Origin of the sequence: Rectinema subterraneum (assembly GCA_009768935.1) — a bacterium.
Classification (GTDB): domain Bacteria; phylum Spirochaetota; class Spirochaetia; order Treponematales; family Rectinemataceae; genus Rectinema; species Rectinema subterraneum.
This window is the reverse complement of sequence record WESA01000001.1, coordinates 140642-155802: the sequence shown is the minus strand read 5'-3', so window position 1 is coordinate 155802 and position 15161 is coordinate 140642. Positions and strand designations below refer to the sequence as shown.

Sequence of the window (15161 nt, the reverse complement as noted above, 5' to 3'; positions counted from 1 at the left end):
TTTTTTGTTGTTATATACTTTTCATCTCTAATTAATTGCTCCCAACATTTTACTTCGCTATTTTAGAAAAATGCCTAAGGGGAAGTAATAGTGAAAACATTTAAAGGTATTTTGCTGATTTTCGGTATTTTGGGGTTGACCCTGCTCATATGGATTTTGGCAACGCCAAGCATCGAAATAATTCCATTGGATCGGCTCAGCCATATTCTGGCGGGGTTATCGTTGTCAGGTCTCTTTCTTGTATTTATTCTTTCAACCAGAAATAAGAGAATTGAAACATGGTTTGGCGGACTCCAGAATGTGTATGTGTTTCACAAGTACCTGGCCATTTTTTCCGTGGCTTTGATTTTTATTCATGGCAGGCTTTCTGAATCGGTAGCAGAAATATCCAATGGGGGAGAAAAAACTCTTTCCGCCGCGTTTGGAAGCTTCGGGCAAATATTGTTTATTGTTTTAGTTCTGATTGCACTTTTCAGTAAAAAAATGAAGTATGAAAATTGGCGGATCTTTCACCGCTTATTGATTATTCCGTATGCATTAGGTGTTTATCATACTTACTTTTCGAGCCGGTACAATTTGTTCGAATTTTCACCCTTGAGCATCTGGGTTGGTCTCACTTCCTTAATGGGTTTGTCAGCTGGGTTGTACATGCTGTTTTTCTATCAAAAAGCACAGTTCAGGTACAAGGGGAAAATAACCGATATCAAGAGAGTAAGTGCATCATCCATCGAGATTGCCATTAAACTTGAAACAACTCTGGTTTATCAAAGCGGTCAGTATGTATTCTTGAAAATCTTTCAAAAAGGTATTGAAAAAGCTCCTCATCCTTTTTCTATATCCGGAGGTGACGGCTCAATCATATATCTTACCATCAAAGGTCTTGGAGATTATACGAAGCAGCTGTATTCCGAATTGAAAGAAGGCACTGCGATATCTCTGGATGGTCCTTATGGACACCTTGATTTCGAGAAGGGGAGAGATAAACAGCTCTGGATTGCGGGAGGGATTGGGATTACACCCTTCATTTCCTATCTGAAAAAACATACAGCCGATAAAACCATCACCTTGTTCTATTCCTTTCGGGGAGAAGAAGAAGCTGTCTATAAAGACTTTTTGGAGAAATATCAAAAAGACAATCCACGTTTTTCAGTTCATTTTGTCGACACTGCCAAATCAGACCGTCTACATTTTGATGGATATGAGCTGGAAGCCGGTACGGATGTCTATATATGCGGACCAGAGAAAATGATCAAACAACACAGCCGGTATTTCAAAAGGCATTTCAAGAATGCAAGAATCTTCTATGAAGGCTTCAAGTTCAAATGAGTGAGCGTGCAAAATACAGCTGAAAATTCCTCTATTACTCAAAGGAGTTATAACTATGGCGCAGCAGTTTTATAAAAAAATGTATTCGCTTCCGGAAGGATATATCATCCTTTATCAAGCATTAAGAACCATGAAGTATATGGTCAAAGGCAAAAAACGCAAGGAAATCAGTCCTGAATTTATCGAAAGGATCATGCTGGCGGTAACCGAGGTCAATGGTTGCGAGGTATGCACCTATGGGCATACCAAAATGGCACTCGAGCAGGGTATGAGCAATGAAGAAATTCAAAAGCTTTTGGCTGGTGTCACTGACGGCATTCCCGATGATGAAGTAAAGGCTGTGTTTTTCGCCCAGCACTACGCCGACACGAGAGGTCACCCATCTGCTGCCTCCTGGCAGCAGATAGTCGATACATATGGAACAACAAAAGCGCTCGGGATTTTGGGCGCGATACGCGCAATCATGTTCGGAAACGCCTATGGCATTGTTTTGAGCGCGTTCCGAAATCGTATAAAAGGAAAGCCAGTCGAAAAAAGCAACCTGTTGTATGAAATCAGCATGATGATCAGCATTGTCGTGTTCCTGCCCATTGCTGCAGTGCACGCGCTCGTATCCAGCCTGCTGGGAGTACCTATTATCAAGGGTGAATGATAAAAGCAGGATCGAACAAGAGATTGCACGGTCCGGCCGGGGCGTCATTATGAAATAGCATGGCTTTTCCCTCACCAGCCCTTCCTGAGCTTCTCCAGTTTCTCGAGCCGGTTGACCACCTCCGCGCAATGTTCCCAATCGGGAACCTCCTGGATGCGCTGGCAGCGCTGGTCAAAAGGATTGCGGGGTGGTGGGGGATCAAGCTCGCGTTTGGCCTTCTCGACCTACACAGCGGAAATGCATCAATGCCCCTCGAATGGGAAAGTAGTTCTATGGAATTTGTATAACAAACCGGGTACGGTTCATGGCTTGGGTATCCAGGTTGATAGTCCAGCCATGGGACTCTATGATGGATTTTACCGAGGCAAGGCCCAGGCCGAAGCCAGAACTGTTTCTGCTTCGATCGCCCCGGAAAAAGGGTTCAAATAGTTTATCCCTATGTTCAGGTGGAATGGGCGTGCCGCCGTTTTCTACTATAATTTCTAGAGTTTCCGAATCTGAAACCCTCCGACCGTGTATTAGAACAGGTATAGTTTTATCCCCATAGGCCAAGGCATTGGAAACAAGGTTTTCAAAAACCCGACGAATCATATCCTTGTCAAACAAAAGCGGGCATGGTTTTGGTAGTTCATTTTTAATTTCCAGGAAAAACCCATGAAAGGAAGCATATTCCGCGAGCGACCTGCCGGTTTCTTCCAGAAAACTGTTCAGATCCTGCTCTTCCAGAGTTTGATACCATTCATTGGTGGTCACTTTTGCCAGATTGATGAGGTGACCAAGCCGACCTTCCAAGATGGAGGCCTTATCAGCAATAATCTTGTAATAGGCTTGTTGTTTTTCAGGTGTATCTGCCATCCCATCCCGAAGTGCCGCAGTGTATCCTTGAATTCCCGCCAGGGGTGTTTTAAGGTCATGAGAAACTCCCATAATAAAGCGATCACGACGTTCCCGGTCTTCCTTAAGCTGGATTCGCATCTGATCCAACGCCTGCCCCAAAGATGCCAGGTCCGAAGTTATAAATTCATCGGCGGGAAAATCCAGATCGCCCGATGCAATTTTTTTGGTGGCATTCTCCAGTTTTCTAATGGACACATCCAGGCCCTTCAAAATGCCCAGAGCAGTTCCGATTATAAACAGAATGATAATAGCAAATACGATTTTAAACGGAAGCCCATAAAGGTCTCTGGTTTTTACATCACTGGAAGGATAGGAAAGATACACGGTGCCGGAGCCAGATTTTGAACTAAAGCGAAACATGTGGTAATCCTGCTTGGTATCTTTCCCAAATGCAGAAATATCCAGGGTTGTGGGGTTCTGGAACAGGATGCGGCCATCATCACTTTTTATTACGATTTCAGTACCATCTGGAAGCTTTGAAAATGCATCATAATTTCCAGAATCAAGAAACAGCTGTACCCGTCGGGATACATTCTGCACCGATTCCATCAATAAAAAAGAATAGGAAGTTCCTGCGGTGAACCGCTGATAGGCAATCAGGAGTCCCCCCGAAATAAGCGGCAACAATACAATGACCAAAACGATAACCAGCAATTTGGTTTTAATTGTCATAGCTGAACAGGTACCCCTTCCCTTTCACGGTAATCAAGTATCTTGGCTCTGCAGGATTTGCTTCGATTTTTTTTCTGAGCCGCTGTATATACACTCCGATAGTAGTTATATCGCCGTATTGCTGACCCCACACTTGGGTGTAGATTTCTTCAGGTGCATAGGTCTTGCCTGCATTTTCAACCAGAAAGGCCAGCACATCAAACTCCCTGGCAGAAAGAGGAACCCGCTCAGAGCCCTTCATCAGCATGCAGGCATCAAAGTCGATTGTGTATGGGCCGAACTGAGTTTCGCGGCGTCCAGCTTCATCATTATTCTGCATATGCATACGGCGAAGCAAAGCCCGCACCCGGGCTACCAGCACTCGAGGGGCTACCGGTTTGGTTATATATTCATCTGCCCCCATGGAAAGGCCTGTAATAATATCTTCTTCCGTTTCCCGAGCTGACACAATAATAATGGGTACTGTGCAATGGGTGCGCAATTCCTGAAGAAACTCGAACCCATCCATTCCAGGCAAGTTGATATCCAACAGAATCAGATCTATTTCGTTCTGCTCCATAATGGGCAGGGCTGCTTCTGCCGATGGGGCAATATGGCATTCCAGCCCTTCCCTTTCCAGGTACAACACCATCAGATCTGCGAGAGCCTGGTCGTCCTCTATTACCAATACCCGCGCTTTCATCGGTCAACTCCTCCCTTAGAATGTAGCCATGGAAAGGGAAACCTTCAAGGTAATGGATGAAGCAACGCTTCCAACGGGGCGGAATTCTGTGCCTTCCTGACCATAGGCATAAGAATATGCAATGCTGCAGTTCAACTTATCCAGACCGCTCCAGGACAGAGTTGCACTTGTTTTCCCTGAACTGTCGCTTAAATTTCCCAGCCAGAAAAAGGACAGACCAAAATCGGAAGACAGTATTTTACTGATTCCAAGGCTACCTGCCCCATAGTGCTGACCCCGTTCCTTAAGATCCTGGACGGTAATAGTTTTCTGTTGCAAAAGCGATGCAACCTGCATGGGATATGCAATGAACAGATCCGAATTTTCGTATCCAAGGCCGTTGTAATAGTATTGTCCCCGCAGAGACAGGGAATACCGCCCCTCACTGTCATCCATGGACCATGAAAAGCCGATTGTTCCCTGGCCAAAGATTTTATCCTGCCGAGTCTCTGCTGTCAGGGCCGGACCATTTAGCACCAGGAAATTCTTGTCTATATTGCCCTTCACGGCTCCTTCGACAAACATGTCCAGAGGCCCCATGGGAAAGGTTATACTGCCTGTCACGGCCCAGGGTTTATCATTCTGCCAGTAGGCACCCAGACTTAGTTCCGAGGAACCCAACACCCATTCCGCCTTGGGGGCAAGGCCAATGGGACCGCCCGAATAGGCAGAGTCGAGCAGGAGGTAGAGGTAATAGTTGCTGGTGCGCTGGGACCGCTGGAATTTTACCGCCAGGGGACCGGTTCGTTCTTCCGTCGGATTTTCCGGATCGATGGTCCCGAAGTCCAGCAAATTCCCTGGGCTGAAAAAGTACCCTACACCCCAGTTTGCGGTCTGTTTTCCCAAACGGGCATTGATTCCGGAAAGGGGCTCTATATCCGCATAGGCTTCCCGTAAACTGAAGGGATTATTTCCCGAAGAGTCGGAGGTATAGGGATAACTAAAACGGCCCTTGATGAAAAATCGGAAATTATCCGCGGGCCGGGCATCGGCATAGAGGTCTGCATAAGATACAACGGAAGGAGTCGGATAATCAGAAAAGATCGTTGAATCTCCCGCAGCAGTTCCGGCAAGGCTGAAGGTAAAAGCGCCGCCTATTTTTACGGTCTCGGTCTTCAGTAATCCTGTTGAAATATCAGAGGCAGATGATTCCACAGGTTTTACCAGTGGAGCCTCTGTGACAAGGCTTTCGGAGGACCCGAAAAGCTCATCATCAGTCTGGGCCTGCAGGGGGAAGAGGCCGGCCATCAATAGACCTGCTGAAACAATACTATAGAACAATGTTCGCATATTCATGGCAGCCTCCCTAGCGGTTAACCCGTTCCAAATAAGCCTTGGTAAAGACCGAGTCTGGCAGATTATCCAGCGAAATATCCGTAAAGGTTATGCTTGTCCGTTTTCCCTGGACCAGGGCATCCACATACATGACCGAATTGGCGATATAGGAAGTACCTATTTTTGCATAGCTTGTGAAATATGAAGTACGCAACAAGCGCTTGGAAAGGGAGTAATCTTCGCTTTTCAGCAGCAGCTGGTCCTTTTTGGTCACATAGATCTTTTTATAGGGATAGGTTACTTCGTTGGTTGCCCCCTGCAATTCCAGAATCCACACATCGTAGGCTCCCAGTTTCCCTTCGGTCCAGGAAGTGACGGTATAATCGACAGAATAGGTGGATTGCCTAAAATCGGAATTTTTAGCATCCGTGCCCTGCACATTCTCCTTAAGAGAACTGTGGGTAAATTTTCTGCTCTGAGGGTCATAAAACCACATATTGTCCCCCAGCTTCAGATACCCCTGACCGAGCTGATCCGCCGGTTCCATAAAGAGTATCAAAAAACTGTCATCCCGGTCACGACGGAAGGTCTTGGCCACCCGGGTCGTGGTTCCTTTTTCGGGATCTTCGCTGACCATTTTTATTTTTGCGGAAAAGTCCCTACCGGTAAAATTGCTCCGTTCATCGATGGTCTTAAGCATAGCCTTGAAATCCGGGACCGCGGAAGCGGCCTGTGCGAAAATTCCGGACATCGGCACCAGCAGAAGCACTATAACCAGACTTACTAACGCATATCTCTTTCTCATACAAAACTCCTGACTATAATAAAAATGTGGACCCCCGAAGCCCGTTGGCTCGATGTCTCAGCCCGGCCCTCGGACCCAGGGACACATTGCCCTTAATAGGTTGCCCGCAAGGCCTGGGCGGGTTCCAGATTTGCCGCACTCCGGGCGGGGAGATAGACCGCCATGATGCTCATGACACAGATTATCAGCATGTTCTTGAGCGCCTCCGGAATGGAGAACTGAAGCACAAAGTGCCCCCTGGCCAGAAAGAGGGACAGGAAACTGCCACTGCCAAAATTGATGAGGCTCAAGATACCTCCAATCAGCAGGGCCAGTACAAAGCCGCTTGCGGTTCCCAGCACAGCCTCCGACAGGGCTTCGGTGAAAAAGATAGTTCGTATCCCCGACTTCTGGACTCCCAGGGCTCGCATGGTGCCGATTTCTTCGGTTCGCTCAATCATAACCATCCGATAGGAATTCATAATTCCTACCATGATGATCACCAGCAGGATGATAAAGACCAAGAAGGCCACTGCCTGAATAATGGAGAGCAGCGACAAAATGGGCGACATGAGGTCCTCTATGGTAGTCACGGAAAATTTGGTGCCCTTCCATTGCTCCTCCTTGGCAACCTGAACAATCTGATTCATCCCCATGAGGCTGCTCCGCATGGCGGACATATTGCGGGGACTGCTGGTAGAATCCGCGGAAATACGGGGACTAACCGGAGCATTGCTGGCAAGGTTGCTATAGAGCCTATCGGCCACCGTTTGTACTTCCGCTACGTCCTTAAGAAATATATTGATGGATTGATAGTCCCCCTCATCCAGGCCGATGAGGGTATTCAGGTAGGCCTTGGAAGTATATCCAGTGTCCATCACCATAACGCTGCTGCTGGTTGTTGTGGCAATGAGAGTAAATTCGCCAATGTTCTGCTGGCCCGTTACCGTACTCGCTCGGTAGAGCAGGGTCTCTCCAATCTCGACGCCCAGTTTTTTCGCCGTAGCCTCCGGAAGTATCAGAGAGCCCGGCTTATCAATATCCGCAAGGCTACCCTTGCTTATATCAATATTGGTCCGGAAGGACTGCTCCGCAGCGAAATCGACCCCTTCCAGTTTCTGGGTTTGTTCTTTGTTCCCGAAATAGAGGGTACCCGTCGTCTTTGAACGGTACTGCACCGAAGCGACTCGATCCGAGATGGCCTTGATAGCCTCTTCTGCGGCGAAACTATCCTGGATCATGGGCAGTTCCGAACCCAGGGGGCTCACGATGGAGCCGCTTATATAAATATGACCCCCAAAAAGATGGGAAAGGTTTTCCTTGGTAGTTTTCAGAAGTCCTCCGGTAAATCCATTAACCAGGGTAATCACCAAAAACCCGAATGCAATCGCGCTTCCCAACAGGATACTTCGTTTTTTTTGCCGCGATATGTTTCTCAGGGCAATTCGTATCATTTGTAACATGGTTACCTTCCTAAATTTTTTGCATCGCCTTGACTGGTGCGATTTTCAAGGCAATCGACGCAGGATACAGGCTTGAAACTAGACCAATTGCAACTGCCGCAAGTAGACTCCAGACAAGAGATCCCATGGACAGCACAGGCCGCAGGGTAGACCCGCCAAAGAGGATTGCAAAAAACATATTGCTGGAAGCAATACCAACCCTATTCACCACAAGGAGAAGCACCGAACCGATGAGGAGGCCCACAAGGCCGGCCACCACCGACAGGGTCAGGGTTTCCCAGAGGATCATGCGACGGACAAAACCTTTTCCCGCTCCGATGGCCCGGATGGTCCCGATTTCGGGAATCCGTTCGGTTACGGAGATGACCAGGGTGTTCATGATGATGATGATGATGGCCACCACAAGAATAATGGCGATGATGATGTTGAAAATAAACTGCAGGGCCATTGCCAGGGTTGCCACCGTGCCGGCCCCCCAGCTCCAATCAGAGACTTGTGCATCGATGCTGCCGGTAGTCAGCATGGTCTGAATCGATTCTTGTGTTGCCGGTATAGAGGCTGAATCCTTAAGACGGATAAGCAAAAAATTCCATGCATTGGGATCAAGCTCGGTGTATCTATTCCGGATCGAGGTATCCCCTAGAATAGCATCATAATTCACCAAGGCACCCGACTGGACTGGCTGGATCGTTTGAACCAGACTTCCCCCATTACCGAAGAGTTCATCATCTGTAGTCGCAGCTTCTGTAGTTCCATTAGCGCCCAAGGAACTGCTGGCGATATCCACCCCCATTGGGTTCCTGGTCATACCCTTTAAACTGCGGAGGATGTTTGCATCTATAAGAGATACCAGATTAAGCTGTTCATTACCCCGCTTAAACCGGAAGAACCCGGCAATCGTCGCCTCCCGCAGACGGCTCCCGCTGGCGCCAAAACCTGCCAGGGTGATTGAATCTCCGATATGAAGGGGTTTCCCAGTTTCTTTTTCCGCAGCTTCCCGGACACTTTCTGACAACAGAATATAGGGGCCTGGCTCTTCCGGAAATCCGCCCTGGGTAAATTCAAGAGAATCAGGAAACATCAGTGCGTATTCATCAAAATTGGCTCCCCATAACATGGTGAATCCCGCAGTTTCTTCATTTAAACTGATGCTTGCAGACCCGGAGAGCAGAGGCAGAACAGACTGCACCTGAGGCATCTGTTCAATACTGCTGCGGACTGTCTGGAACTCCGGTATTTGCGGAATATCCGAACCGGAGGCGGCGCCAGGACCTGAAGCGAGGAGGGAAAAGCTGTCTTTCGATGTCCCGTGCACAATGAGGTCCCCGGTATAATTGGCGGAATAGCTCTGCTTCATACCGGTCCGGATCGTATCCAAAATTGAATTGCCCGTAACCATGAACATGACCGCCAACGCAATAAGGGTACCCACAATGGCCGTTTTTACCTTGTGTTCCAGAAGATTTCTGAAGGCAATTTTCAGGATGACCATGTTACACCGCCTTTGGCCGATAATTTTCTGAAACGAGGCCGTCCTTGAGCCGGATCACATGGTCCGCCAGATCCACAATTTTTTGATCATGGGTGCTGAAGAGGAAAGTGGTGCCCAATTCCTTGTTCATTTTCTTCATCAAGTTGATGATGGTCTCACCGGTGGCGGAATCCAGGTTTGCCGTCGGCTCATCGGCCAGCACAATCTTAGGTTTTGTGACCAGCGCCCGTGCAATGGCGACCCGTTGCCGCTGTCCACCAGAAAGCTCGTTGGGCCGATGTTTTTGCCACTGTCCCAATCCTACTTCTTCAATTAAGAATTGTATCCATTTTTTCTGTTCCTTCTGTGAGATTCCCGTATCTCCAATCAGAAGAGGGAATTCAATGTTTTCGTACACATTCAGAACGGGAATGAGATTAAAGGACTGAAAAATGAAGCCGATAGTGCGATGCCGGAGTCTGGTAATCTCCTTATCATTTAAATCCGAGGTCTTTACACCATCTATTTCTACGACCCCTTCTGTGGGCGTATCGATACAGCCAATCATGTTCAAAATAGTCGTTTTCCCAGATCCTGAAGGACCAGCCAATGAGATAAAGTCACTCTTTTGAATTTCAAAGTCGACGCCTTTTACCGCCGGAACCACTGTTTTTCCAAGTGGGTACGTTTTTTTTACCTTTTCAAGTCGGATAATCGCCATACATACCTCCGTGCATGGATTAAATTTAGAGAGGTATGAAATCTTAAACCATAAACAGGGAATGAAAGTCTGATAGCATTTTGTTATGGAGCCGCGTCTTCATTTTCGGCTCTTCCGGCATTCCTGTGGGTCAGGTCATGACTTCGGACAATAAATAGATTTCCAACCCGGAATCATGGTGGCTCTGTCTGGGTATTTCAGTGATTCCCATTGTTGTAGATTGGTTGTCCCTCACCACCCCTTCCTGAGTTTCTCAAGCTTCTCGAAACGGTTGACCACCTCCGCGCAATGTTCCCAATCGGGAATATCCTGGATGCCCTGGCAGCGATTTCGATCTGATGCTGGAACGCAAAATCAGAACCATGATCAGCAGGTGAGAAAACGCCTTTTCGGACCAACTCTATTTGTTATCTCTCAGGCAATTCAACACTGATTTCGAAATTGAAGAGAGCACAAATAGTGAGCAAGATAAGCTTGAGTTTTAGTTTCAATGGTTTACCGAAGGCATGGTTTTTGGGTTGTAGCAGCCGCGAGCCAAAGAATTATTGTCGCAATATTACAGCCATCAGCCTAGAGAATCACCATAACCACCATCATGCAGTTAGAGACTCTTGAAAAATTCATAATACCTTGTAAGATAAAAGAATACATGATAAAATAACCTTGGAAAGTGCATGAAAATTGCAGAAATTGCCTCAAAACCCGTGCACTTGAAAGGGAAAGAATGTACCGAACGAAAGAAAAAGTACCCGAATTTGAGAAGTTCGACATGGTCTTTGGAGGGAAACTGAATCGGCAGAATCGGTGGGTTATTCTGGCTAATTTGATCCCGTGGGACAGGGTTGAAGAAAAATATGCTGCGCTTTTTGTGTCGAATAATGGCAGACCTGCGCTGCCGGTTCGAGTCGCGTTAGGCGCTCTCATTATCAAAGAAAAATCAAAGCTGGCTGATGAAGAACTGGTTGAATATATTCGGGAAAGTCCATACCTCCAATACTTTCTGGGATTCGAAGGGTATAAAGATGAACTGCCCTTTGATCCCAGCATGATGGTGCATTTCAGAAAAAGACTATCGGGAAATATTCTGAAAGAGATCAACGCAATGATCATCGAACGCCAGAAAGAGGAAGCTGAGAAATCTCATGATGATCAAGAACCTCCGGAAGGAGGGAACAAAGGAACACTGATTGTTGATGCAACCTGCGCGCCGATAGACATACGCTTTCCGCATGATGTGACACTGCTGGATGAGGCGAGGAGAAAAACCGAGCAGATCATCGATACGCTGCATGAACAGGCTCCGACAGGGTATGAAAAGCCGCGGACGTATCGGAAGATTGCGAGAAAAGAATTCTTGCGGTTCATACGGAATCGCAAGCCACGGGAGCAGACGATACGGAAAGCACTGAAAAAGCAACTGCAGTACATTGAGCGGAATCTGAGAATCATCAATGATTACAAGGGTCTGGTGGGATTGGGCGGGCTTTCCAGAAAGCAGTATAGCGATCTTGTGGTGATCCATGAGCTGGTGTGGCAGCAGCGACACCTGTACACGAAGAAGAGCCATTCGATTGAAGGAAGGATACTGAGCATCTCAAGGCCGCATGTGCGGCCGATTGCGAGAGGCAAAGCACGCGGGATGTATAAGTTTGGGGCGAAGCTGTCGGTGAGCTTGGTGAATGGACTTGTGGAAGTGCATCGGCTTTCGTGGGAAGCGTATAACGAGAGTCAGGATTTGAAGGGACAAATCGAGCAGTACAAACGGCGGTATGGACACTATCCCGAAGTTGTATGCGCAGACAAAATATACCGGACACGAGAAAATCTTCAGTACTGCCAGGAATATGGGATACGGCTTTCAGGGCCGAAGCTGGGGCGGCCGTTTGCCGAGAGTGAAAAGAATCGAGCAATCCTTCGCGAGCAACGAAGGATCGAGCGGGAAGATGAAAGCACGAGGATTGCGGTCGAAGGGAAGTTTGGGGAAGGGAAGCGGCGATACTCCTTGGATCGGATCGGGACGAAATTCCGAAAGACGAGTGAGAGTGCAATCATGCTGGTCTACCTGGTGATGAACCTGATGGTGCTGTACCGGAAAAAGGCGAAAGCCTTTTTTGTGTCTCTTTTGGATGGCCTTTTCAAGATAGTCAGAGAGCATTTGGAAGACAATACAGGCTGCTTATTGCGGCTTGATACAGTCAAAAGGGGGTTCTTCAGGAACCCCTACGTACAGCTATACGCCTGAATAGTAAGATTCTATCAAATAGCATCAAAATCCTATAAATGCTTTAAAAGTGCTATTCATTCTGCTGCTTTTTCGTTCTTCGGTTCGAATTGCAAGGCTTTTCGCGCAGCATCCAGTGCCTCGGCGCTTTCGTGATCGTAACCTTTGAAGGCTTGCAGGCTTCGGTGGCGGGTGATTTTGCGGGCGAGAGCGGGGCCGATCTCGTCAGCCAGCAAGGAAGCGGCGAAGTGCCACCCCCCGTGCAGGGTAAGGCGGCGAGCTTTTTGCGCTTCAGGTGGAATACCGATCCATTCCAGAAGACGAGAGTAGCCATGTTCAAGCCCTTTTATTGATATGGGCTTGTTCGGTGTTGTGAGCGAGAACAGCACATACTCGTTTATATTATAGCGCCCCAGCTTGAACGCAAGGGTTCGGAGAGCTTGCAAAGGTTCGCGCAAGGGTTCAGCAAGCGGCACGATGCCGTATGATTCACGTTTTGGAGCTTTTAGGCCATCGCCCTCAACAAAGTTCTGCTCAATGTGGATTCTGTTCTGCTCAAAATCAATCGCTGCCCAACGAAGGGCGCGAATCTCGCCCGCCCTCATCGCCCCCAGGTGGGCCAGCAGAACACCTACTTTGATTCGCAGATCAACGGGGCCAGGTGTTTCGTGCGTTTCGCCTTTCTTTAATCGGGGCCGTGGCTGTATCGTATCGGCTACATCAAGGGCGATAATTCTTGCGAGCTCTTCGCGAGTGATCATGCCGCGCGTCCTATAGGTTTCCTTCGGGCGAATAATGCCGGAGAATGAGAATGGTTCCAGCACAAGGCCGCGTTTCATTGCCCATGAGAGCGGCGTGCGGATCGCGTTCAGGCAGTCGCCTACTACATTTCCCGATACGCCCTTTGCGCGCAAGTGGCGGATATAGGTCTCGATCAGGAATAAGTTTGCATCGCGCAGGGCCGTTGTTTTGAATCCCTCAAAGGGTTCCGCATGCGTTTTTACATTTGCATACTGCGCGGCGACATAAGCAGAAGATAACGGCTTGCCGGAATCAGCGCGGGCCAGCAGGTAGAATGATTTTTCTTTGTTCCAGAACAGTACAAAGTATTCCGATAGCGGCATGTTTTCCATCTGCGAAGCAGAGGCCGCGTCAACGTTGCCAGTTTTCGCCGCGGCAAGGCGCGTAAAGTCCATTTTCGCGGAGAGCTCCGCGATCAGCTCGCGGGCGGCCTTCCGTGAATCGCTACCAGTGGAACGGGTGAGCAGGGCTTTCTTTGTTTGGATGTCAACAGCGCGCACATAGTAAACCGGCTTGCCCTGCTTCGCGTTCGGGCGAGAGTAAATCTCCCAGCGAATTGCTTTTGCTGATCGGGGCATGGCAAACCCCCTTTGTGTTTGTACCGGTTTCCGTTACATTTTTCCGTTATATTGCCGTTTTTCAAGCATCAAATGTTCTGTAATTCCTTATGGAGAATAGGGGATTCGAACCCCTGACCTATAGATTGCGAACCTATCGCTCTACCAACTGAGCTAATTCCCCGTTGCGGCTGCCGCTGCGGCAGCCGAATGCAAATATAGCAAATTCAGGGGCGGCGCATCAAGCGGTGGGGCCTTGGCCGGCCAGGGTGCGGCCGGCCAGGTGGGCGTCCACTCATTCAGTTTCCGCCATCTGCGCCAGGGCCCGGCTTCTACCGCCTACTCATTCAGCCGGCAGCGCCTACCGCCCGCGATCTCGTTTTCCTCACTCCACCACCACAGTCCATCCATAGGGGTCGGGCCGGCGCCCGGTCTGGATGCCGTCGATGGCGTCGAAGAGCTTCTGGGTGATGGGCCCGATGGCTCCGCCGCCGAAGGTGTAGCTCTGGCCTTTCCACTTCATGGAGCCGATAGGGGAGATGGCGGCGGCGGTGCCGGTACAGAAGGCTTCATCGGCGGGGCCTTCGGAGGCGTACTTGCCGAGGCCGAGCACGCGCTCGAGTTCGAGCGGCGCGAAAACCACTTCGATTCCGAGCATTTCCATGGCGATTCGCATGACGGAGTCGCGAGTTATGCCCTTGAGGATCGAGGGGGAGTCGGCGACGTAGAGCTTGCCGCCCTTGACCATCGCGAAGTTGGCGCTGCCGACTTCCTCGACGTTGACGCCGTCGTGGTCGAGGTAGAGGACGTCGGAAAAGCCTTCGTGCTTGGCTTCGTAGGCGGGCAGGAAGCAGGGTGCATAGTTGCCGGCTGCTTTGACCCAGCCGGTACCGCGAGCCGCGGCGCGCTGGAAGGTGTCGTCAGCTTTTATGGAGATAGTCGCCATGCCTTTAAAATAGACTCCGACCGGCTGGACATAGACGACAAACATGGTTGTGTCGGCAGGGGCGGGCTGCAGTGTTTTTCCGATTCCGAACAGCACCGGGCGGATATAGAGCGAGCCTTTTTCGGCCGGCGGGATGTAGTCGCGGTTAGCCTTGACGACTTTTGTCACGGTTTCGATGAAGAGGTCCTGGGGCACGGCAGGCATCATGAAGCGCTCGGCGCTCCTGGCGAATCGTGCGGCATTCGCTTCGGGCCTGAAGAGGCGAATTTTGCCATCGACCCCCCGGCGGGCTTTCATGCCTTCAAATATGGACTGTCCGTAGTTGAGCGCGCATGCTTGGGGTGGTACACGCAATACTCCTGTTTTCACTACCGCGCATGGTTCAAAAACACCATCGGGCCCGGCGACACTGCCTCCCATGTATGGAGTTACCGTTACCGAAAAACCGAGCTTGCTCCAGTCCAGCGATGCTAAATCAGCAGGCTCGAGGGAACCGGGGACGCACATCGATTCAAAACGCGATCCTTTGTTCTCTTTGTCTGTGGTCATGTACAGCCTCCCAAAGTATTTCCGGCGAGTTTACTCTTCTCGCGCATGCAAGGCAAGGGGTTATGCGAATTTTGTGCATGGTTATGCAGTGGGCGGGGCAGGCGC

General features: G+C 49.3%; 12 protein-coding genes, 1 tRNA gene and 1 pseudogene. 4 read left to right on the top strand and 10 right to left on the bottom strand.

The features are described 5' to 3' along the window. Positions 1 to 90 precede the first annotated feature (90 nt). From GAP13_RS00675 to GAP13_RS00665, 3 genes are read left to right on the top strand one after another with little or no spacing between them, the layout of a single operon-like run. Positions 91 to 1326, top strand: coding sequence for a ferredoxin reductase family protein (locus GAP13_RS00675; protein ID WP_037384525.1), 1236 nt, complete (start codon positions 91 to 93; stop codon positions 1324 to 1326). Positions 1327 to 1381: 55 nt separating this feature from the next. After that, positions 1382 to 1978, top strand: a complete 597-nt coding sequence (locus GAP13_RS00670; RefSeq protein WP_037384528.1) for a carboxymuconolactone decarboxylase family protein — start codon at positions 1382 to 1384, stop codon at positions 1976 to 1978. A 59-nt stretch (positions 1979 to 2037) separates the two neighbouring features. Further along, a complete protein-coding gene (locus GAP13_RS00665; RefSeq protein ID WP_037384531.1) occupies positions 2038 to 2265 on the top strand; it encodes a hypothetical protein in 228 nt (75 codons plus the stop codon). Here the strand turns inward: GAP13_RS00665 and GAP13_RS00660 are convergent. The 7 genes from GAP13_RS00660 to GAP13_RS00630 all read right to left on the bottom strand — a co-directional run bounded on the left by GAP13_RS00660 (position 2249) and on the right by GAP13_RS00630 (position 9982). Beyond that, complete coding sequence (locus GAP13_RS00660) at positions 2249 to 3547, bottom strand: HAMP domain-containing sensor histidine kinase (RefSeq protein ID WP_037384534.1); 1299 nt, start codon at positions 3545 to 3547, stop codon at positions 2249 to 2251. The genes GAP13_RS00665 and GAP13_RS00660 overlap by 17 nt on opposite strands. Further along, positions 3537 to 4229, bottom strand: a complete 693-nt coding sequence (locus tag GAP13_RS00655) for a response regulator transcription factor (protein WP_037384537.1) — start codon at positions 4227 to 4229, stop codon at positions 3537 to 3539. The genes GAP13_RS00660 and GAP13_RS00655 overlap by 11 nt, the downstream gene beginning before the upstream one ends. A gap of 15 nt (positions 4230 to 4244) precedes the next feature. Further along, the gene (locus GAP13_RS00650) at positions 4245 to 5564 is read right to left on the bottom strand and encodes a hypothetical protein (protein WP_037384540.1); all 1320 of its coding nucleotides are present in this window, start codon (positions 5562 to 5564) and stop codon (positions 4245 to 4247) included. A gap of 10 nt (positions 5565 to 5574) precedes the next feature. Then, a complete protein-coding gene (locus GAP13_RS00645) occupies positions 5575 to 6348 on the bottom strand; it encodes an outer membrane lipoprotein-sorting protein (RefSeq protein WP_052076072.1) in 774 nt (257 codons plus the stop codon). A 92-nt stretch (positions 6349 to 6440) separates the two neighbouring features. Further along, on the bottom strand, positions 6441 to 7790 hold the full coding sequence (locus GAP13_RS00640; RefSeq protein ID WP_037384543.1) for an ABC transporter permease: 1350 nt from the start codon (positions 7788 to 7790) through the stop codon (positions 6441 to 6443). Positions 7791 to 7800: 10 nt separating this feature from the next. Further along, positions 7801 to 9282 carry an ABC transporter permease gene (locus GAP13_RS00635; RefSeq protein WP_222126102.1) on the bottom strand — a complete coding sequence of 494 codons (1482 nt, stop codon included), beginning with the start codon at positions 9280 to 9282 and terminating at the stop codon, positions 7801 to 7803. Between the two features lies 1 nt (position 9283). Next, positions 9284 to 9982: an ABC transporter ATP-binding protein gene (locus GAP13_RS00630; RefSeq protein ID WP_037384549.1), complete on the bottom strand. Its 699-nt coding sequence runs from the start codon at positions 9980 to 9982 to the stop codon at positions 9284 to 9286. A 724-nt stretch (positions 9983 to 10706) separates the two neighbouring features. Here GAP13_RS00630 and GAP13_RS00625 point away from each other — a divergent pair. Beyond that, positions 10707 to 12107: pseudogene (locus GAP13_RS00625) on the top strand (IS5 family transposase); the annotation flags it as partial. 173 nt (positions 12108 to 12280) lie between these two features. On the opposite strand, the gene GAP13_RS00620 reads toward GAP13_RS00625, so the two are convergent. The 3 genes from GAP13_RS00620 to GAP13_RS00610 all read right to left on the bottom strand — a co-directional run bounded on the left by GAP13_RS00620 (position 12281) and on the right by GAP13_RS00610 (position 15056). Beyond that, entirely contained in the window at positions 12281 to 13582 is a 1302-nt protein-coding gene (locus GAP13_RS00620) for a tyrosine-type recombinase/integrase (RefSeq protein WP_037384552.1), read from the bottom strand. Between the two features lie 90 nt (positions 13583 to 13672). Continuing rightward, positions 13673 to 13745: transfer RNA gene (locus tag GAP13_RS00615), tRNA-Ala, on the bottom strand. 201 nt (positions 13746 to 13946) lie between these two features. Continuing rightward, the gene (locus GAP13_RS00610) at positions 13947 to 15056 is read right to left on the bottom strand and encodes a branched-chain amino acid aminotransferase (RefSeq protein ID WP_158905166.1); all 1110 of its coding nucleotides are present in this window, start codon (positions 15054 to 15056) and stop codon (positions 13947 to 13949) included. Positions 15057 to 15161 lie beyond the last annotated feature (105 nt).

What these genes read in the sequence shown, in the direction of transcription:
- GAP13_RS00645 (WP_052076072.1), bottom strand. Translation starts at nt 6,348, where the DNA reads ATGAGAAAGAGATATGCGTTAGTAAGTCTGGTTATAGTGCTTCTGCTG.
- GAP13_RS00660 (WP_037384534.1), bottom strand. Translation starts at nt 3,547, where the DNA reads ATGACAATTAAAACCAAATTGCTGGTTATCGTTTTGGTCATTGTATTG.
- GAP13_RS00630 (WP_037384549.1), bottom strand. Translation starts at nt 9,982, where the DNA reads ATGGCGATTATCCGACTTGAAAAGGTAAAAAAAACGTACCCACTTGGA.
- GAP13_RS00610 (WP_158905166.1), bottom strand. Translation starts at nt 15,056, where the DNA reads ATGACCACAGACAAAGAGAACAAAGGATCGCGTTTTGAATCGATGTGC.
- GAP13_RS00635 (WP_222126102.1), bottom strand. Translation starts at nt 9,282, where the DNA reads ATGGTCATCCTGAAAATTGCCTTCAGAAATCTTCTGGAACACAAGGTA.
- GAP13_RS00620 (WP_037384552.1), bottom strand. Translation starts at nt 13,582, where the DNA reads ATGCCCCGATCAGCAAAAGCAATTCGCTGGGAGATTTACTCTCGCCCG.
- GAP13_RS00655 (WP_037384537.1), bottom strand. Translation starts at nt 4,229, where the DNA reads ATGAAAGCGCGGGTATTGGTAATAGAGGACGACCAGGCTCTCGCAGAT.
- GAP13_RS00670 (WP_037384528.1), top strand. Translation starts at nt 1,382, where the DNA reads ATGGCGCAGCAGTTTTATAAAAAAATGTATTCGCTTCCGGAAGGATAT.
- GAP13_RS00665 (WP_037384531.1), top strand. Translation starts at nt 2,038, where the DNA reads ATGGCTTTTCCCTCACCAGCCCTTCCTGAGCTTCTCCAGTTTCTCGAG.
- GAP13_RS00640 (WP_037384543.1), bottom strand. Translation starts at nt 7,790, where the DNA reads ATGTTACAAATGATACGAATTGCCCTGAGAAACATATCGCGGCAAAAA.
- GAP13_RS00650 (WP_037384540.1), bottom strand. Translation starts at nt 5,564, where the DNA reads ATGAATATGCGAACATTGTTCTATAGTATTGTTTCAGCAGGTCTATTG.